At 66.7% G+C, this 18,480-nt stretch carries 12 protein-coding genes; 8 read left to right on the plus strand and 4 right to left on the minus strand.

From position 1 onward, the window contains the following. Nucleotides 1-1,033: 1,033 nt before the first annotated feature. A complete protein-coding gene (locus tag AC1DFU_RS03935) occupies nucleotides 1,034-1,237 on the minus strand; it encodes a cold-shock protein (protein ID WP_008646365.1) in 204 nt (67 codons plus the stop codon). Nucleotides 1,238-1,566: 329 nt separating this feature from the next. Here AC1DFU_RS03935 and AC1DFU_RS03940 point away from each other — a divergent pair, with 329 nt between their 5' ends. The 3 genes from AC1DFU_RS03940 to AC1DFU_RS03950 all read left to right on the plus strand — a co-directional run bounded on the left by AC1DFU_RS03940 (nucleotide 1,567) and on the right by AC1DFU_RS03950 (nucleotide 5,330). After that, the gene (locus AC1DFU_RS03940) at nucleotides 1,567-2,940 is read left to right on the plus strand and encodes an NCS2 family permease (protein ID WP_441591192.1); all 1,374 of its coding nucleotides are present in this window, start codon (nucleotides 1,567-1,569) and stop codon (nucleotides 2,938-2,940) included. Nucleotides 2,941-3,375: 435 nt separating this feature from the next. Then, nucleotides 3,376-3,831, plus strand: a complete 456-nt coding sequence (locus AC1DFU_RS03945; protein ID WP_092294188.1) for a hypothetical protein — start codon at nucleotides 3,376-3,378, stop codon at nucleotides 3,829-3,831. 125 nt (nucleotides 3,832-3,956) lie between these two features. Further along, complete coding sequence (locus AC1DFU_RS03950; RefSeq protein WP_092294389.1) at nucleotides 3,957-5,330, plus strand: sigma-54-dependent transcriptional regulator; 1,374 nt, start codon at nucleotides 3,957-3,959, stop codon at nucleotides 5,328-5,330. Nucleotides 5,331-5,519: 189 nt separating this feature from the next. Here the strand turns inward: AC1DFU_RS03950 and AC1DFU_RS03955 are convergent, their stop codons facing one another. Beyond that, a complete protein-coding gene (locus AC1DFU_RS03955) occupies nucleotides 5,520-5,840 on the minus strand; it encodes a hypothetical protein (protein WP_092294187.1) in 321 nt (106 codons plus the stop codon). Between the two features lie 1,275 nt (nucleotides 5,841-7,115). Here AC1DFU_RS03955 and AC1DFU_RS03960 point away from each other — a divergent pair. Together AC1DFU_RS03960 and AC1DFU_RS03965 are read left to right on the plus strand one after the other, a co-directional pair. Beyond that, the gene (locus tag AC1DFU_RS03960) at nucleotides 7,116-8,123 is read left to right on the plus strand and encodes a YihY/virulence factor BrkB family protein (RefSeq protein WP_092294183.1); all 1,008 of its coding nucleotides are present in this window, start codon (nucleotides 7,116-7,118) and stop codon (nucleotides 8,121-8,123) included. A gap of 76 nt (nucleotides 8,124-8,199) precedes the next feature. After that, complete coding sequence (locus tag AC1DFU_RS03965) at nucleotides 8,200-9,792, plus strand: peptide chain release factor 3 (protein WP_092294181.1); 1,593 nt, start codon at nucleotides 8,200-8,202, stop codon at nucleotides 9,790-9,792. A 110-nt stretch (nucleotides 9,793-9,902) separates the two neighbouring features. Here AC1DFU_RS03965 and AC1DFU_RS03970 read toward each other — a convergent pair whose 3' ends face one another. Beyond that, nucleotides 9,903-12,071 carry a TonB-dependent receptor family protein gene (locus AC1DFU_RS03970; RefSeq protein WP_092294179.1) on the minus strand — a complete coding sequence of 723 codons (2,169 nt, stop codon included), beginning with the start codon at nucleotides 12,069-12,071 and terminating at the stop codon, nucleotides 9,903-9,905. 241 nt (nucleotides 12,072-12,312) lie between these two features. Between AC1DFU_RS03970 and AC1DFU_RS03975 the strand changes: the two genes are divergently transcribed. Further along, nucleotides 12,313-13,581 carry an MFS transporter gene (locus AC1DFU_RS03975; RefSeq protein WP_092294177.1) on the plus strand — a complete coding sequence of 423 codons (1,269 nt, stop codon included), beginning with the start codon at nucleotides 12,313-12,315 and terminating at the stop codon, nucleotides 13,579-13,581. A gap of 292 nt (nucleotides 13,582-13,873) precedes the next feature. Then, complete coding sequence (locus tag AC1DFU_RS03980) at nucleotides 13,874-14,797, plus strand: mechanosensitive ion channel family protein (RefSeq protein WP_092294175.1); 924 nt, start codon at nucleotides 13,874-13,876, stop codon at nucleotides 14,795-14,797. On the opposite strand, the gene edd is transcribed toward AC1DFU_RS03980, so the two are convergent. After that, on the minus strand, nucleotides 14,794-16,632 hold the full coding sequence (edd, locus tag AC1DFU_RS03985) for a phosphogluconate dehydratase (protein ID WP_441591193.1): 1,839 nt from the start codon (nucleotides 16,630-16,632) through the stop codon (nucleotides 14,794-14,796). The genes AC1DFU_RS03980 and edd overlap by 4 nt on opposite strands. A 365-nt stretch (nucleotides 16,633-16,997) precedes the next feature. On the opposite strand from edd, the gene zwf reads away from it, so the two are divergent. Then, complete coding sequence (zwf, locus tag AC1DFU_RS03990; protein ID WP_092294171.1) at nucleotides 16,998-18,446, plus strand: glucose-6-phosphate dehydrogenase; 1,449 nt, start codon at nucleotides 16,998-17,000, stop codon at nucleotides 18,444-18,446. The last annotated feature ends 34 nt before the right edge of the window (nucleotides 18,447-18,480 follow it).

Below are 18,480 nucleotides of genomic sequence, written 5' to 3' on the forward strand. Positions count from 1 at the left end.
CACTGATCCCACAGGCTTTTCCACAGCGGGATGGGCAAAAAGCGTACCTGTTTCTGCGCGAACCGTACCCGACGGCCGTTTCCCTGCGTGGAGGGGCTGTGAACAACCGCGTTATCCCCGCAGAAATGGGTGCGCCGTGAGGTTTCCAGCCAGTCGATGCGTACCCGATTCTGCGGGCCAAGCGGCTCAAAGCGTACCTATTTCTGCGCTGGGCCGGTTCGAAGCCTCCCAGCCTCGTTGCGTACCAGTTTCTGCGGCGTACCCAATTCTGCGAGTTGGCAGCATTTTGCTGCGCTGCCGGGAACCGTACCCATTTCTGCGGCGATTCCAGCGCCAGCAAATGCCAAGTGCGTACCCAATTCTGCGCAAATTGCGGGCGCAATGCGTCAGCCTGCAAAACCAGTCCGACTATAGCATTAGCTTTGCTTAAAAGCCAGTACTCACTCTCAACGTATACCGAATCAAACCGAGGAATCCGCTGCGTACCCGTTTCTGCGCTACGTTGACGCCCCGCAGTGCCGCTCGGAACGTATACATCTCCCGCGCCCTGAGCGACCGTACCCGTTTCTGCGCGTGCATCCACACCTCCGACGTCACCTGCTGCTGAAACCGTACCCATTTCTGCGACCCCATACGAGGCTGCGGACCGTATACGGCGGGCTTTCGCGGCGTACCCGATTCTGCGGGGACAACTCGCGGGGGATTCCCACCCTAGCCAGGCAAAAATCGAAGGAAACCGGCCTCGAGCGATGGGACGCCACAAGCCAATGCGTACCCGTTTCTGCGTGCGATAGCGGCCTGCCGAGGCGACGGCCAGCCGCCAGCCGTACCCATTTCTGCGGAGATCAATCAGGAAGGCGTACCCGTTTCTGCGGCGCGACTGCGCGGGGCACGAAAAAAGACGCACGACAAATTGAAGCCGGTCGACCTGAAGCCCGATCCGGCGGAAAACAGGCGAAAAAAAACCCCGCCAGTGATGGCGGGGCTCTTTCGGTTGCTGGCACACCTTGCGGCGTGCCGGAGCTACCTTGGCTTACAGCGGCGTGATGTTCGCAGCTTGCAGACCCTTCGGGCCGTTCTTGACTTCGAACGACACGCGTTGGTTTTCCTGCAGCGACTTGAAGCCGTCGGCGCGCACTTCGGAGAAGTGGGCGAACAGATCATCACCGCCTGCGTCCGGCTTGATAAAGCCGAAGCCCTTGGCGTCATTGAACCACTTGACGATACCGGTTTGCATGGTATTGCTTTCCAAAAAAAGATAAAAAAGAAACCGATGGTGCACACACCATCGCACTGCCAACTCAAGGAAAGGACACCATGGACAACCGAAGTACCAACGGTGGCTAACGAATGAACTGTTGCCTCGTCGCTTGAATCTAGCTGTGGTTTATACGGGGGATTCGCGGCTTCGTCAAGGTGGGGATTCCCCGCCAGGGGCTGGCACCGTCACGTTGGCCTATGGGATCATCCCGCCTTTTGCCTATTGTCTGTCATGCAGCCCATGGCTGCCGCCCGGGCCGGGCGAGCCAGACGAAAGCAGGCGCAACACATTCCAGGAGACCCTACATGTCCCTACCGGACCCCGCCGAGCGGCCGGGCAGCGATTCCGCGCCCGCCTTCCAGTCCAGCCAGGCCAGCGCCAGCCTGGCCGAGCGCCTGTTCCGCCTGGCCGAGCACAACACGAACGTGCGCACTGAAGTGCTGGCCGGCGTGACCACGTTCCTGACGATGGCGTACATCATCTTCGTCAATCCGAGCATCCTCGGCGATGCCGGTGTGCCCAAGGACGCGGTGTTCGTCGCCACCTGCTTGGCCGCGGCCATCGGCACGCTGATCATGGGGTTCTTTGCGAATTATCCGATCGCGATGGCGCCGGGCATGGGCCTCAACGCCTACTTTGCCTATACAGTCGTCAAAGGCATGGGCCTGCCGTGGGAAGCGGCGCTGGGCGCGGTGTTTATCTCGGGCTGCCTGTTCCTGCTGGTCACGCTGTTCCGCATCCGGGAGATGATCGTCAACGGTATCCCGCATGCGATCCGGGGTGCGATCACGGCGGGCATCGGGCTGTTCCTGGCGATCATCGCGCTGAAGAACGCCGGCATCATCGCGGCCAGCCCGGCCACCCTGGTGACCATCGGCGATCTGCACCAGCCTCCCGCGATCATGGCGACTATCGGGTTCTTCGTGATCGTCGCGCTGGACCGCCTGAAGGTGAAGGGTGCGATCCTGATCGGCATCCTGCTCACCACCGTGCTCAGTTTCCTGTTCGGCGGCAACACCTTCCACGGCGTGTTCTCGGCCCCGCCGTCGATCGCGCCCACGCTGTTCAAGCTCGATATCGCCGGCGCGCTGTCCATCGGCATCATCAACGTGGTGCTGGTCTTTTTCCTGGTCGAGCTGTTCGATGCCACCGGCACACTGATGGGTGTGGCCAACCGCGCCGGGCTGCTCAAGGCTGGCAAGATGCACCGGCTCAACAAGGCGCTGATGGCCGATAGCACTGCCATCATGGCCGGCTCGCTGCTCGGCACGTCGTCGACCACCGCCTATATCGAGAGCGCGTCTGGCGTGCAGGCCGGCGGCCGCACCGGCCTGACCGCCGTGACCGTGGCCGTGCTGTTCCTGGCCTGCCTGTTTATCGCGCCGCTGGCCGGCACGGTGCCGGCGTATGCCACCGCGCCGGCGTTGCTCTATGTCTCCTGCCTGATGCTGCGCGAGCTGGTCGACATCGACTGGACCGATGTCACCGAGGTCGTCCCCGCCGTGCTCACCGTCCTCGGCATGCCGTTTACGTACTCGGTGGCCAATGGCGTCGCGTTCGGCTTTATTGCCTACGCGGTGCTGAAGCTGCTGACCGGCCGCGCGCGCGAAGTACCGGTCATGGCGTGGATCATCGCCGCCGTGTTTCTGTTCAAGTTCTATTACCTGCCGGGGCACTGAAACCGACCGAAAACGTCCGACGCCGTACCCGATTCTGCGTTAAATGTGAGCGCTCATTAACCTGACGGGTCGCCTGCAGTGTGAGATTCTGATCTCACACTAAAGTATGAGACATGGCTGAAACCGATCACTTCGGGCTGGACAAACCGTCTCAAATGCACTGAACTAGAGGCGAAGTAGAAGAAGGGCGCGTGAGAGCGCCCTTTCTTGACTCCGGCCTATATGGAGGGCCGCGGCCCGCGCGCGGCGGCCGCCATCGGCCGAGAGCGTCCAACGAGACCGTCTCGCAGCGGCGGCGGGGCCACCAGGAAGTCACAGAAGTCATAACAGACCACACGGCCGACACGTGTGGCAGACAACAGACAGCTCAAAACCAAACATAGACAGTGGTAATCGTACGCAGTGCCGGGGGTGTTGTTCAACGGGGAACAAATCATGACCGCAGGAGAGATCCGGCGTCCCGAATTCGGGCCCATCAGTGCATCCGCCAGTCGATCGATTCACCGCGCGCCATTGGCCAGTGACGCGTCCGATATTTCACTACGGGACGCCGACCTAGGCGGCCCGGACACCGAAGTCGCCGTGCTGCTCGCCGAGGACACGGAGATTTCGCCGCGCACGCGCCAGGCCGTCGAGGCCCTGATGCAACGCCATCGCATGCTGGCCGAGGAACTCGCGCGCCAGCGCACGCTGCTCCAGGAATGGATCCTGAGCCAGCTCACCTACAAGGCGCTTTACTTCCAGTACTCCGGCCAGTCGCCCGAAGCGCCCAGCGTGGACCTGATGCGCGAGAAAGACATGGTGCGCCGCCGCATCCGCGACGAACTGCACGCCGGCCGTGACTACGACAGCGTGCTCGAAGAACAGTCTCGCAGTCTGTCCAGACCGTGATGCCGACGTTGCGCGCGGGGGAGCCCCCGCAGCCGGCGGAAACCAGCCGGGCCATGTGGCCCGCTTCCGGCGCGATTGCCGGGGTGGCCGCCGCGAACAAAAAGACAAACGTCAGGGAGAACGGCATGGACCGACTGTGCAAAGCGTCGACACGCTCCGCACAGATCGTGCTGGTGTCGCGTTTCGAAGATTTTGGATTCAGTGCCGAGCAATTCGGCCAGGGCTGGGAGATCCGGCGCGTGCAGCAGGTGCGCGACCTGGAGCGCGTGGTGCGGGGCAGTGCCCCCATGGCGGGCATCCTCGACCTGCAATCGACCTATTCCGATGCGGAGCTGACCCAACTGGAGCAGGGCCTCCAGCATCTGCACGTGACCTGGGTGGCGATCACCTCCAACGAGATGATCGAGGACGAACGCATCCGCCGCATGATCCGCGACTATTGCGTGGATTACGTGCGCACCCCGTTCTCGTTCGATGAACTGGCGTACACGCTCAAGCACGCCCACGGCATGGCCAGCCTGCATGGCGTGCGCGCGCCCGAGCATGTGCCGCACGGCCCGATGATCGGCGACTGCAACGTCATGCGCGTGATGTTCCGCTCGCTGGCCAAGGTGGCCCACAACGACGCGCCGGTCTTCATCTCGGGCGAGTCGGGCACCGGCAAGGAACTGGCCGCGCAGGCCGTCCACGAGGCATCGAGCCGCCGCAAGGGCCCGTTCGTGGCGATCAACTGCGGCGCCATTCCCTCGCACCTGGTGCAGTCGGAACTGTTCGGCTACGAGAAAGGCGCCTTCACCGGCGCCAACGCGCGCAAGATCGGCTGGATCGAGCAGGCGCAGGGCGGCACGCTGTTCCTCGATGAAATCGGCGACCTGCCCCTCGAGAGCCAGGTGGCGCTGCTGCGCTTCCTGCAGCAGGGCTGCATCACGCGGCTGGGCGGGCATCAGTCGATTCCGCTCGACCTGCGCATCATCTCGGCCACGCACGTGGACCTGGTGCTGGCGCAGACGGACGGCCGCTTCCGCTCCGACCTGTTCCACCGGCTCTGCGTGCTGACGCTGACGATTCCGCCGCTGCGCGATCGGGGCGAAGACATCCTGCTGCTGGCCAACGCGGTGCTGACCGAGCACGGGCACGAGGCCCACCGGCGTATTCGCGGCTTCTCCGCGTGCGCCACGCAGGCGATGATGCAGTACGCCTGGCCGGGCAACGTGCGGGAGCTGATCAACCGGGTCCGGCGCGCCATCGTCATGACGGACAACCGCAAGATCACTGCGGAAGACCTGCAATTGCATGGGGGCGTGGAGTTGCCGCGCAAGACGCTCGATGCCATCCGCGAGGAGGCGGAGCGCGAGGCGATCCGCACGGTGATGGCCAGCCACGGCTTTCACGTGGTGCCGGCGGCGCGCGAACTCAATGTGTCGCGCGTGACGCTGTACCGGCTCATGCACAAGCACAACATCCGCGTCGATTCGCAACCGGGCGCCGTGGCGGAGTAATTCGCCCCGGGCACGCCCGTGCCGAAGTGCCAGGGGGAACCCGGCGACGTCCGCTCGCCGGACCCCCTTCGTCCCACCGCCCGGACAGCAGCGGCAGGCTAGCGCGGCCTGGCCCGCGCGGAGATCGTCCTCAATCTCGATCGCACACAAGAATCGTTCCTGCCTCCCTCCCTTCGTTCCTTAGTCCATTCAACTCATGCTGATCTTGTCGCGCCGGTGCCTTGGCGGCGTGGCGTCGACTGGCCCGCGCGTGGGCAGCGGGTCGCGCGGCTCGGCGCTGTCGCGCGCCTGGCGCTCGTCGGGGTGGTTCGCGCTCTGGTCGGGCGCGAAGGTCAGATCGCCCCAGGCCCAGGCGAAGCTGCGCACATAGCTGTCATTGCTGAGGGCGGCGTGACTGTTGAGGTTGGCGCAGTCGGGCCGGTCGAAGTACGCGTAGTTGCCGGCGAACGCGGCAGTCGTCGCGGTCGAGAGCAGCGCCAGCGCGATGATGGCGGGGACTCTGGCGTTCATGGGTGGCTCACTCCCTTGCTGGAAAAAGGTGCCCGCCGGGGGACGGAGCACGTAAAGCTTTCAAATACTGCAAGCAATGCCGATGTCGGCTGTCATCTCATGTTGTCCCTGCGGCGTGCCCTCAGCCTGCCGGCAACCCGTTGCGGCGCCGGCTGGCGGACACCGCCAGCGTGCGGCTGGCCGCGGCGCAATACGAGGCGATCGGGCGCAGTGGCTGGCGGGGCGACGGAAGCAGGGGCGGCGACAGCAGGTCAATCACGGACGGTGCGGGGCCCGCCAACCGATGGGCGCGCCTGCGTGCCGTCATTCGCGCGGGCGGATGACGCATGGCGGAGGTTCCTCCTGCGTGTCAGTCGAATAGTTGTCTAAGGCGCGTGCTTCTCCCTGCCCGGTACAGAGCGACAAGTGTGCCAATGCGCGCCGAACGCTTGTTTTATAGGGGCTGCGCGACGTCGGCACCTGTGCCAGCCCCGGAACGGGACGCCAGGCGGCGTCGATCGGTTTCGCCGCTGTAACGCAAGCGGACGGAGGCGCGCGTGGTCGTGTGACATGTGGCAGGGCGGCTGGGGCGATCGGCGCGTCATCGCGCGTTGCCCTGGCCCTTGCCAACGCTGCCAAAGTGGGAGGCGGCAGCACATGTCGCCCCCGAATGACCGCGCGGCGGCACGCCGTTGCGCGTGCCGGTGGGGCGGCAGGGCCGATGGCGCGTCCTGATGCGCAGCCCGGACGCGCCCGCACGGAGGCGCGGCACGCGTGTGCACCCGGTTGCAGGGCTGAAACATGAGGGTGGCGGGGAGGATCGACGCAGAAACGGGTACGCTCGCCGGGCGTCGAGCCGGCGTGGCAGGGCAGGGGAGGATGGGCGCGAGGCGCCGGCGGCTAGCGCGGGGTGCCCGACGGGACCGATGCACTCGGCGCCATCGGTGCCGGACGGTCGCCCGGGGTCACATTGGACGTGGCGCCGGAAATGGGCTTCGGCCCCGGCTGTCCACGCTGTTGTTCGCAGCCGGCCAGCGCCAGCAGGCCAAGGCAGAGCGCGGCAACGGGGCGCCTGATCGAGGTGCGGATCACGGAAGTCTCCTGTTCCTGGCCGGGCGCGGCGGGTCCGCGCGCCGGCGGGTGTGCCTGAACTTACTGTAGCAGGTTGCACCGGCGCCGCTCCGGATGCGCATTATCATGAACGCAGGTCGGACGCGCGCGGACAGACAGCCCCGGCCGCGTCGTCCATGCTCTGAACGTGACGAGGTCATCACCCTCCACCATCCGAGATCCGGCATGCCTCCTGAACAAGCTTCCCGGCCGCCCGAGGGCGCGCCGCCCCGGCCCCAGCGTGGACGCATCCTGCCCGACCGCCACACGGCCGCGCGCACCTTCCGCGTGGTCTCGGCCGCCATCCAGTCCTGGTTCGAGCACCGCGCGGCCAGCAAGGGCGCGGCGCTCTCCTTCTATATGTTGTTCTCGCTCGCGCCGATCCTGGTGCTTGTGATCTCGATCGCCGGCCTGTTCTTCGGCGCCGAGGCTGCGCGCGGCGAGATCTTCTCCCAGCTCAACGGTCTGGTGGGCGAGCAGGGCGCCGCCGCCATCCAGGGGATTCTGGCCGCCACGCACCGCGCCGGGGGTAGCGGCGTGGCGGCGACCATCGCGTTCGGCATCCTGATCGTCGGCGCGACGAGTGCCTTCGCCGAACTCAAGAGCAGCCTGGACGACATCTGGCACGCCCCGCCCCCGGCTGGCGCGGGCTGGAAGAAGCTGCTCCGCGCGCGGATGTTGTCGTTCAGCATCGTGCTGGCGCTGGCCTTCATGCTGCTGGTCTCGCTGGTGGTCAACGCGGCCCTGGCCGTCATCGACCGCTTCTGGGGCGCGCTCTGGACGGCCTCCTGGTTCGCCCCGGTGGCGGATGCCATTTCCACGGTGTTCTCGTTCTCGGTGGTTACGGCCCTGTTCGCGGTGATCTTCAAGATGCTGCCGAACGCGCGCATCGCCTGGCGGGATGTGACGATGGGCGCGATCATCACCGCGCTGCTGTTCGCCGTAGGCAAGCGGCTGATCGGGATCTATCTGGGGAACAGCGCGGTGGCGTCGTCCTATGGCGCGGCCGGCTCGGTCGTGGCGCTGATGCTGTGGGTGTACTATTCGGCACAAATCTTCTTCTTCGGCGCCGAGCTGACGCGCCAGTACGCGTTGCAGTTCGGCAGCCTGCGCGGGCGGGATCCGGCGATGGAAAACCGCGCGGGGCCGGGTGCCGCGCACGGCGCCACCCCGCCGGGGGCCGCGAACCGGTAAAATACCGCCCCATTCCCTGTGCCCCGCCCGGGGCCCTCCACCCGATCCTGCCTGTCAGTCACCAGATTCCGTTGCCGTGAGCTCGCTCGTTTCCGAAATTGCGCGTCGTCGCACCTTTGCCATCATCTCCCACCCTGACGCGGGTAAGACCACGCTGACCGAAAAACTGCTGTGGTTCGGCGGCGCCATCCAGGTGGCCGGCGAAGTGCGTGCCCGCAAGGCCGACCGCCACGCCACGTCCGACTGGATGGAACTGGAAAAGCAGCGCGGGATCTCGGTGACCTCGTCGGTCATGCAGTTCCCTTACCGCCGCCGGCCGGACGTCCCCGAGAACATCGTCAACCTGCTGGATACCCCGGGCCACGAGGACTTCTCGGAAGACACCTACCGCACGCTGACCGCCGTCGACTCGGCGGTGATGGTGATCGACTCGGTGAACGGCGTGGAAGCGCAGACCATCAAGCTGCTCAACGTCTGCCGCCTGCGCGACACGCCCATCCTGACCTTCATCAACAAGCTCGACCGCGAAGGCCGTTCGCCGATCGAACTGCTCGATGAAATCGAGGACGTGCTCAAGATCCAGTGCGCGCCGATGACCTGGCCGATCGGCATGGGCAAGGCGTTCCGCGGCGTGTATCACATGATCGAGGACAAGGTGCAGCTGTTCGACCCCAAGGGCGAGAAGGGCACCGCCGCGATCCTGGACGGGCTGGACAACCCCGAACTCGACCGCATCCTGGGCAGCCAGGCGGACGAGTTGCGCGTGGAAATCGAACTGGTACGCGGTGCATCGCATACCTTCGACAGGGAAGCCTTTCTCTCCGGCAAGCAGACCCCGGTCTACTTCGGCTCGGCGATCAACAACTTCGGCGTGCAGTCGATGCTGGACGCGCTGTGCGAGCTGTCGCCCCCGCCGCTGGCCCGCCAGACCGAGAGCCGCGTGGTGGAGCCCGAGGAAGCCAAGTTCACCGGCTTCGTGTTCAAGATCCAGGCGAACATGGACCCGCGCCACCGCGACCGCATCGCCTTCGTGCGCGTCTGCTCGGGCAAGTTCGACCGGGGCATGAAGCTGCTGCACGTCTCGGCCGGCAAGACCGTGGCCATCAACAACGCCATCACCTTCATGGCGCAGGACCGCAACACCACCGAGGAAGCCTACGCGGGCGACATCATCGGCGTGCCGAACCACGGCACGATCCGCCTCGGCGATGTGTTCACCGAGGGCGAGGGACTCAAGTTCACGGGGATTCCGTCATTCGCGCCCGAGTTCTTCCGCCGCGCGCGGCTGAACAACCCGCTCAAGGTCAAGCAGTTGCAGAAGGGGTTGCAGCAGCTGGCCGAAGAGGGCGCGACGCAGATGTTCCGCCCGCTGGCGTCGAACGATCTGGTGCTCGGCGCGGTCGGTATCCTGCAGTTCGATGTGGTGGCGCACCGGCTGGAGCACGAGTACGGGGTCGATGCGATCTTCGAATCGCATGAATGCGCCACGGCGCGCTGGCTGCGTGGCGATGCTGCCGAGATCGAGAAGCTGATCGAGAAGGCCGGCCACAACGTGGCGCTGGACGGCGCCGGTGACCACGTCTACCTGGCACCCAGCATGGTCAACCTGCGCCTGACGCAGGAGCGCTTCCCGAACCTCCAGTTCCTGGAAACGCGCGAGATCGTCTGACCTGGGGAAGTGGGGATCGTGCCGCTGGCTCAATCCCTCTCCCCCGGCCCCTCTCCCGCATGCGGGAGAGGGGAGCAAACCGGCAGCGTTTGAGCTGCCAGCACAATCGCTCAATACGCCAGCGATGCCTGGATGTAGAACGTACGCGGCATGCCCACGTACTTGCCGAAGTTGTTGTCGGTCGAGCGCGTGAAGTAGCGGCGATCGAACACGTTCTTGATCCCCACTGCCAGCTTCAGGTTCTGCGCCGACTTGCCGAAGTCGTAGCCCAGGCGCATGTTCATCAGCGCGTAGCCCGGAATATCGCCCAGCCGGCCATCGGCCGTCTCCGCCGTCTGGTAGGCGGTGGCCGTGGCGGGGTCGCCCGGCGAACGCTGCTTCGACTGCGCGAAGCCATCCAGGTTGAACGCCCAGCGGTTGCGCGCATAGCGCATACCCAGCGTGGCCACGTGGCGCGAGTAGAACGGCAGGTCGCGGCCGGCGAAGTTGCCCTGGTTGTACGTGGCGTCGGTGAACGTGTACGTGGCGTACGCGCTCAGGCCGGCCAGCGTCTTCGACAGCGTGCCGAAGTCATAGCGGATCGACGATTCCACGCCCCGGTGCGTCGTGGCGCCGAGGTTGGTCCACGCGTCCGGCGCGCCGCCCGTGCCGCCGCGCAGCTGCAGTTCGTCGTCGAAGTCGATGTTGAACAGCGTCAGCTCGCCGCCCCAGCCGTTGGTGCTGTTGAAGTGCGTGCCGACCTCGTAGGTCTTGGCCTTCTCCGGCACGAGGCCGTTGGTGGTCGAGGCGATCTGGAAATACTGCAGCGGCCCGAACGACACGCCGGCGTTGGCGAACGCGGTCCAGTTGTCGCTGATGTGGTACAGCACGGCCAGCGACGGCAGCGGCTCGTTCGACGACACATCGGTGCGCACGTTGGTGAAGCGGTCGGTCAGGTCCGAGCGGATGAATTCGTAGCGCAGGCCGGGCGTGATGGTCCAGTTGCCGAAATTGATCGTGTCATCGATATAGACCGCATTGGCCGTGGTGCCGCCCGTGCGCCACTGGTAGACCGGCGCGGCGAGGTCCGGCGCGTTCACCGAGCCGGGCCGATAGAACGCCGTGCGAGTGGCTTGTTCATCACTTGCTTCGCGCAGGTAGCGGTAGCCCACGCTCACTTCGTTGCTGACGCTGCCGGTACGGAAGAGCTGCGAGTAGCGCGGCTCGAAGGCGAACACGTGGTAATTACGCGGCGCCGTGGTCAGGCGGCGTTGCGCGGCCTGTGCGCCCGTGCCCTGCTGCTCGATCGTGCTGCCGCGGAAGCTGTCGGTGTAGTACGTCAGCACCTCGAACTTGCGGTTGGCGTCGTTGTGCGAATACTTGAGCGAGATATCCGAGCGACGGCCCGAGAAATCGTCATACGGGCGATCCGACTGGAACGGATTGGCCGCGTATTGCGCCGAGGTCAGCCCGCCCGGCATGCCGGCGTGGGCTTCGTAATAGTGGAAGGCCGCCGAAATCTCGTCGTTCTTCGAGATCCGGTACGCGCCCTTGAGCATCAGGTCGTCGATATCGACGTAGTCGTTGCTCTCGCGGTAGCCATTGCCGTGCACGCCCGAGTACAGCAGCGCGCCGCCCAGGCCCTGCTCGTTGGTGCCGCCGATGAACGCGGTCGGATTGGCCTTGGCGTTGCCGCCATGGCTGTAGATATCGGTCTCGATCGAGGCATCGGCCGCGAACGTCTTGGGAATCGGGCGCGACACGAAGTTGATGATGCCGCCCACGTTCTGCGGGCCGTAGCGCACTGAGCCGGCGCCACGCACCACGTCGATCGCTTCCAGGTTGCCGAGCGACAGCGGTGCCATCGACAACTGCGGCTGGCCATACGGCGCCACAGCCAGCGGCACCCCGTCCATCAGGATCGTGGAGCGCGGCGAAAGCCGCGAGGTCAGGCCGCGCACGCCCACGTTCAGCGAGATGTCGCTGCCGCCCGTACCGTTGCTGTCCTGGACCTGCACGCCGGGAATGCGGCGCAGCACATCGCGCACATTGTTCGCGCCGGTCTCCTTGATCGCTTCGCGGTCGACGATGGTCCGCGCGCCCGGGTGCTCAAGCACCTTTTCCTCGTTCGGCGCCTCGAGCCAGTTGCCGACCACCGTCACGGCGTTCAGCGTGCTGCCGTTGGCAGGGGCGTTCGGGGTTTCGGCGGATTCGGGAGCGGTTTGTGCCGAGACCGACACAGAGAGGCAGAGCAGGGCGACGCCAGTGGCGGCGACGTTGAGGCGAAATGCGGGCAGCACGATGAGGTCCAGGGAATACTTGCCAAAAGTTGCCCGGATTATAAATACGAATGATTCCCATGACGGCGCAATTTGTCCCCGGTGTGGCGGGAATGCATCAAGATTGATACATGGAGAATTCAGCGCCCTCGGGTCGGGTCGGCTAGAATTCTCAGCTTTGTACGATGACCGACGAGCCGCGCGCCCGTTTGCCATCACGTGTGTCATCCGGCGCACATCGCATCCCTTCCTGCCGCCCCCCATGTCCACCGCCACACCTGTGCCGGCCGCCGAGCCGGACACCGTTTTCCGCGATCCCGCCTTCCGACATTTCTGGTTCGCCAGACTCTGCACGACCATCGGCTACCAGATCTTCACGGTGGCGGTGGGCTGGCAGATGTACGACCTCACGCGCGATCCCTTCATGCTCGGCATGGTCGGGCTGGTGCAGTTCCTGCCGTCGATCGTTCTGCTGCTGATGTCCGGCCACGTGGCCGACCGCTTCGACCGCCGGCGGATCGTGCGTACCTGCCAGGCGCTGGAAGCGGTGATTGCCGTGTCGATGGCCGTGGCGAGCTTCTCGGGCGGGATCACGCGCGAGTACATCTTCCTGTTCGTGGCGGCCATCGGCGCCTGTCGCGCGTTCGAGACGCCCACGCTCCAGGCGCTGCTGCCCAGCGTGGTCACGCCGCGCCAGCTGCCGCGCGCGGTGGCGCTGGCCAGTTCCGCCAGCCAGACCGCCATCATCATCGGCCCGGCGCTGGGCGGCTTCGCCTACGTGGCGGGCCCGGGCGTGGTCTATTCCATCAGCGCCGTGCTGTTCGCCATCGCCGCCGTGCTGGTGGCCACGCTCAAGCTGCGCCAGGCCGCGCAGCGGCTGACCACGCCGGTCAGCATCAAGACGCTGTTTGCTGGATTTGCCTATATCCGCAGCCATCAGGTGCTGCTGGGCGCGGTGTCACTGGACCTGTTCGCGGTGCTGCTCGGCGGCGCCACGGCGCTGCTGCCGATCTATGCGCGGGACATCCTCCACACTGGCCCGTGGGGGCTGGGGCTGCTGCGCTCGTCGCCGGCCATCGGCGCGCTGGTCACGGCGCTCTGGCTGGCGCGGAACCCGCTGAACCGGCGCGTGGGCCGCGTGATGTTCGGCGCGGTGGCGCTGTTCGGCGTGGCGACGATGGTCTTCGGCATTTCCAGCTGGCTGCCGCTCTCGATGGGGGCGCTGGTGGTGCTGGGCGCGTCGGACATGATCAGCGTGGTGGTGCGCCAGACGCTGGTGCAGCTCGATACCCCGGACGACATGCGGGGTCGCGTGGGGGCGGTCAACTCGGTGTTTATCGGGGCGTCGAACCAGCTTGGCGAGTTCGAATCGGGCGTCACGGCGGCGCTGCTCGGGCCCGTGGGCGCGGTGCTGCTGGGCGGCGCCGGCACGGTGCTGGTGGTGTTCGCGTGGATGCGGCTGTTCCCGGCGCTGGCCGACCGAGACCGCCTGCACGATCATCCCCACGACCGCCCGGCCCCGGCGCGCTGACCGCTTCCGATCCGGGCAAAGCGTACCCGTTTCTGCGCACACCTTCCCGCCGGGCCCTGCTGCCCGCGCTCTCCATGCAGGGATTACAACGGCTCACGGCCGAAAGTTGTAATCCCTGCACTCCCTCTGCCTTTTCTCCCCCGACTGTGATGTAAGCGGCGCGCCGTGCGGGCCGCCGTGAGCCATTGCGTGGCAACGGCCCACGCAGAAACGGGTACGCTTTGGGATTGCCCGGCGGGCTGGCTGGCACGTCCTTCGCAAGTCGGCCCGGGTTGCACTGAGGAGCGAACGCATGGAATTGCCGTATATCGACGCCGACAAAGTGCAGGCCACCTGGGCCTATCTCACCCAGTTCGCGGTCAGTCAGGGGCTGAACTGCCTCGCCGCGCTGGCCATCCTGCTTGCCGGCTGGTGGCTCTCCGGCCGCGCCGCGCGGGCCGTCAGGCAGGGCCTCCATCACACCCATGTGGACGACACACTGCGGCCGATGCTGGCGAGCGTGGCCCAGTGGGTGGTGCGGGTGCTGACCGTGGTGCTTGTGCTGTCGCAGTTCGGCGTGCAGACCGCGAGCATCATCGCCATGCTCGGCGCCGCCGGCCTGGCCATCGGCCTGGCGCTGCAGGGCACGCTCCAGAACATCGCCGCCGGGATCATGCTGGTGCTGCTGCGCCCGTTCCGCGTCGGCCAGTACATCGACGCCCAAGGTGTGGCCGGCACCGTGCGCGAGACCGGGCTGTTCATGACCGAGCTGACGACTTTCGACGGGGTCTGCCTGCGCGTGCCCAACGGCAAGCTCTGGGGCAGTTCGATCATGAACTACAGCGAGAACGTCACGCGGCGCATGGATATCGAGATCGCCGTGACCTTCGACAGCCCCGTGCAGGCTGGGCTGGATGCCCTCAAGGCCATGCTGGCCAAGGAGCCGCGGCTGCTGGCCGAGCCCAGGCCCGAGGTCATGGTGACGAAGTACACCGACCGGGGCATCGCGCTGAACGCGCGCTACTGGACCTCGAATGACGATTTCTGGAACGTGCAGTTCGGCTTCTTCAGCAAGCTGAAGCCCACGCTGGAAGCCGCCGGCTGCCGGATCGCCGTGCCGGTGCAGGAAGTCCACGTGCCGGAGATGGATGAGGAGGCGCTGGCAGACGGGGCCGACGGCGACGGCAAGGCGGACCGCTACGACGCCCGCCGCACCCCGCCGCGCCGGCCGAACTAGCGCGGCTCCACCCCTTCGTCCGCGAACAGCGAGCACGCGCCGGTCTCGGCCGTGCTCACATGGGCGCGGAAGCCGCCGAACAGGTCGCGCCCCACGCCGTGCCGGTTGCGCGAGAGATCAGGCCGATCGGCCTCGCGCGCCGCCAGGTCGGCATCGGCCAGCTTTACGGTCAGCACGCCGGCTGGCGCGTCCACACGCACGATGTCGCCGGTGCGCACCTTGCCGAGGGCCCCGCCCAGCAGCGCCTCCGGGCAGACGTGGATGGCCGCCGGCACCTTGCCCGACGCCCCCGACATCCGCCCATCCGTCACCAGCGCCACGTGGAAGCCACGGTCCTGCAGCAGCGTCAGCGTAGGCGTGAGCTTGTGCAGTTCGGGCATGCCGCACGACGCCGGCCCCTGCCACGGCAGCACCGCCACGAAATCGCGCTCGAGTTCGCCGCGCTTGAAGGCGTCCAGCAGGTCATCCTGCCGTTCGAAGACGATGGCCGGCGCCTCCACCACCTGATGTTCGGGTTTCACGGCGGATGTCTTGATAACACATCGCCCGAGATTGCCGTCGAGCAGCTTGATCCCGCCATCGGGCGCGAACGGCTGGTCGGGCAGGCGCACGATGGTGTCGTCGAGCGAGGCCGTGGGGCCGTCGATCCAGGTCAGCTTGCCGTCGCGCAGCACCGGCTCGCGCGTGTAGTCGGCCAGCCCCTTGCCGGCGATGGTGGTCACGTCGTCGTGCAGCAGCCCCAGCGTCAGCAGGCCGCGAATCACCACTGCCAGCCCGCCGGCCGCCTGGAACTGGTTCACATCGGCCTTGCCGTTCGGGTAGACGCGCGCCAGCAGCGGCACCACGGCGGAGAGTTCATCGAAGTCGTCCCAGGTCAGCTGGATGCCAGCCACGCGCGCCATGGCGATCAGGTGCAGCGTGTGATTGGTGGACCCGCCCGTGGCCACCAGCCCGACGATGCCGTTGACGAATGCGCGTTCGTCGAGCACATCGGCCACCGGGGTGTAGCGCTCGCCGCCATGCACCAGCGTCAGCGCGTGGGTGGCCGCATGGCGCGTCAGCGCCTCGCGCAGCGGCGTGCCGGGGTTGATGAAGGCGGTGCCCGGCAGGTGCAGGCCCATGATCTCCATCAGCATCTGGTTCGAGTTGGCGGTGCCGTAGAAGGTGCAGGTGCCCGGGCCGTGGTAGGACCGGGTCTCGGCTTCCAGCAGCTCCACGCGCCCGATCTTGCCTTCCGCGTAGAGCTGGCGGATGTGCGCCTTCTCCTCGTTGCCGATGCCGGTGGTCATCGGCCCGCCCGGCACGAACACGGCCGGCAGGTGGCCGAAGGACAGCGCGCCCATCACCAGGCCGGGCACGATCTTGTCGCAGACGCCCAGGTACAGCACGCCGTCGAACATCTGGTGGGACAGCGCCACGGCGGTGGCCATGGCGATCACGTCGCGCGAGAACAGCGACAGGTCCATGCCGTCCTGGCCCTGCGTCACGCCATCGCACATGGCCGGGGTGCCCCCGGCGAACTGCGCCGTGCCGCCGGCGGCCAGCGCGGCCTCCTTGATCCAGCGCGGGAACGCTTCCAGCGGCTGGTGGGCGGACAGCATGTCGTTATAGGCCGAGACGATGGCCAGGTTGGGGCGCTCCTGCGCCTTGAGGCGGATCTTGGCGTCGTCCGGCATGGCGGCCACGCCGTGGGCGAGGTTGGTGCAGGACAGGTTGGCGCGCTCGACCTTCTGCCCGGCCATGGCGCGGGTGCGGTCGAGGTAAGCCTGGCGCGTGGCGTGGCTGCGGGTCACGATGCGGGCCGTAACCCGCTCCAGGACAGGGTGGCGTGGCATGGAGTGTTCTCCTGTGAGGCGTGGGGCGCTTCGTGCGGCGCTCCATCAGCGTAGTCCAAATCGGCCGGATGCGCCCCGGGGCGGCTGGGGCGCGAAGTGAGCGGATACAGGTCGGATCGCTCACACGCCCGGATGTTCCGCGCCGGCCTGTGACAACGGTGTGAACCCCGGTGCGACCCCCGTGTGCCGTCCGCGACGCTACGCAGAAACGGGTACGCTCGGGGTCCGCCCGCCGGCCGAATCCGCCCCGCCCACTGCCCAATCCCGGGCGAGTGACGTAACATGGCCGGAACTTATCCGCCCCTCGCCGGCACTCAGTAGAGGCCGGGGCGCCCACTTCCCCCCGCAAGGAGCCCAGGGTGAGCATGCCCGATTTCGACATGGTGCTGTTCGGCGGCACCGGTGACCTGGCGCGGCGCAAGCTGCTGCCGGCCCTCTTCGACGCCCACCGCTGCGGCGTGCTGCATCCGTCCGCGCGCATCCTCGCCACGGGCAGCCACGCCCAGACCACCGAGCAGTACATCGCCACGCTGGAAGACACCGTGCGGCCCGCGCTGGAGCACGCGCCGCCCGACGCCTGGGCCTCGTTCCTGCAACGCATCTGCTACGTCCAGGCCGACGCGCGCGAGCCCGCCCACTTCGACGCCCTCGCCGAGAAGGTGCTGGCCCGCAAGCCCGAGGTGGTGGTCTGCTACCTGGCCACTGCCCCCCATATCTTCGTGCCGATCTGCGAGCAGCTGGGCCGCACCGGCCTGAACACGCCCAACGTGCGCGTGGTGCTGGAGAAGCCGCTGGGGCACGACCTGGACTCGTCCGAGGCCATCAATTCCTCCGTGGCGAAGTATTTCGCCGAAGACCAGATCTATCGGATCGACCATTACCTGGGCAAGGAATCGGTCCAGAACCTGATGGCGATCCGCTTCGGCAACGCGCTGTTCGAGCCGCTGTGGCGCCGCGAATGGGTGCAGGACGTGCAGATCACCATCGCCGAGGAACTGGGCGTGGAGTCGCGCGGCGACTTCTACGACCGCACCGGCGCACTGCGCGACATGGTGCAGAACCACCTGCTGCAACTGCTGTGCATGGTGGCGATGGAGCCGCCGGCGAGCCTGTCGGAAGACGCCATCCGCGACGAGAAGATCAAGATCCTCAAGGCGCTGCGGCCGATCCAGCCGCAGGACGTGGCCGAGAAGACCGTGCGCGGCCAGTACCGCGCCGGTGCGGTCGGCGGCAAGCCGGTGCCGGGCTATATCGACGAGCCGGGCATCGCCCCGGACAGCCGCACCGAGACCTTCGTCGCCATCAAGGCCGAGATTGCCAACTGGCGATGGGAGGGCGTGCCGTTCTACCTGCGCACCGGCAAGCGCATGCAGTCACGCGTGGCCGAGATCGTGATCCACTTCCGCGATGTGCCGCACGCCATCTTCCCCAAGCCGCTGACGCTGTCGCCGCAGAACCGGCTGGTGATCCAGCTCCAGCCCGAGGAAAGCATCAAGCTGTATTTCCTGGTCAAGCAGCCGGGCGATACCCTCGAACTGACCCCCACCTCGCTCGACCTGGACTTCGCCAACTCGTTCAAGGTGCGCCGCGCCGGCGCCTACGAGCGCCTGCTGCTGGACGTGATCCGCGGCCGGCTGGGCCTGTTCGTGCGTCGTGACGAGCAGGTGCAGGCGTGGCGCTGGGTGGAGCCGATCATCGACACCTGGGCCGACAGCACCGTGCCGCCCAAGTCGTATACCGCCGGCACCTGGGGGCCTGCGGCGTCGTCGGCGCTGATGTCGCGCGACAAAGCGCTCTGGCACGAGGAAGTCTGACCCACCGCCTGTCTATATATAAAAGGGACCGATC

Source organism: Cupriavidus sp. 10L45 (assembly GCF_056395225.1).

Excerpts from the sequence above, each read along its gene's own strand:
- AC1DFU_RS03935 (WP_008646365.1), bottom strand. The coding sequence starts at position 1,237 with ATGCAAACCGGTATCGTCAAGTGGTTCAATGACGCCAAGGGCTTCGGC.
- AC1DFU_RS03940 (WP_441591192.1), top strand. The coding sequence starts at position 1,567 with ATGTCCCTACCGGACCCCGCCGAGCGGCCGGGCAGCGATTCCGCGCCC.
- AC1DFU_RS03945 (WP_092294188.1), top strand. The coding sequence starts at position 3,376 with ATGACCGCAGGAGAGATCCGGCGTCCCGAATTCGGGCCCATCAGTGCA.
- AC1DFU_RS03950 (WP_092294389.1), top strand. The coding sequence starts at position 3,957 with ATGGACCGACTGTGCAAAGCGTCGACACGCTCCGCACAGATCGTGCTG.
- AC1DFU_RS03955 (WP_092294187.1), bottom strand. The coding sequence starts at position 5,840 with ATGAACGCCAGAGTCCCCGCCATCATCGCGCTGGCGCTGCTCTCGACC.
- AC1DFU_RS03960 (WP_092294183.1), top strand. The coding sequence starts at position 7,116 with ATGCCTCCTGAACAAGCTTCCCGGCCGCCCGAGGGCGCGCCGCCCCGG.
- AC1DFU_RS03975 (WP_092294177.1), top strand. The coding sequence starts at position 12,313 with ATGTCCACCGCCACACCTGTGCCGGCCGCCGAGCCGGACACCGTTTTC.
- AC1DFU_RS03980 (WP_092294175.1), top strand. The coding sequence starts at position 13,874 with ATGGAATTGCCGTATATCGACGCCGACAAAGTGCAGGCCACCTGGGCC.
- edd (WP_441591193.1), bottom strand. The coding sequence starts at position 16,632 with ATGCCACGCCACCCTGTCCTGGAGCGGGTTACGGCCCGCATCGTGACC.
- zwf (WP_092294171.1), top strand. The coding sequence starts at position 16,998 with ATGCCCGATTTCGACATGGTGCTGTTCGGCGGCACCGGTGACCTGGCG.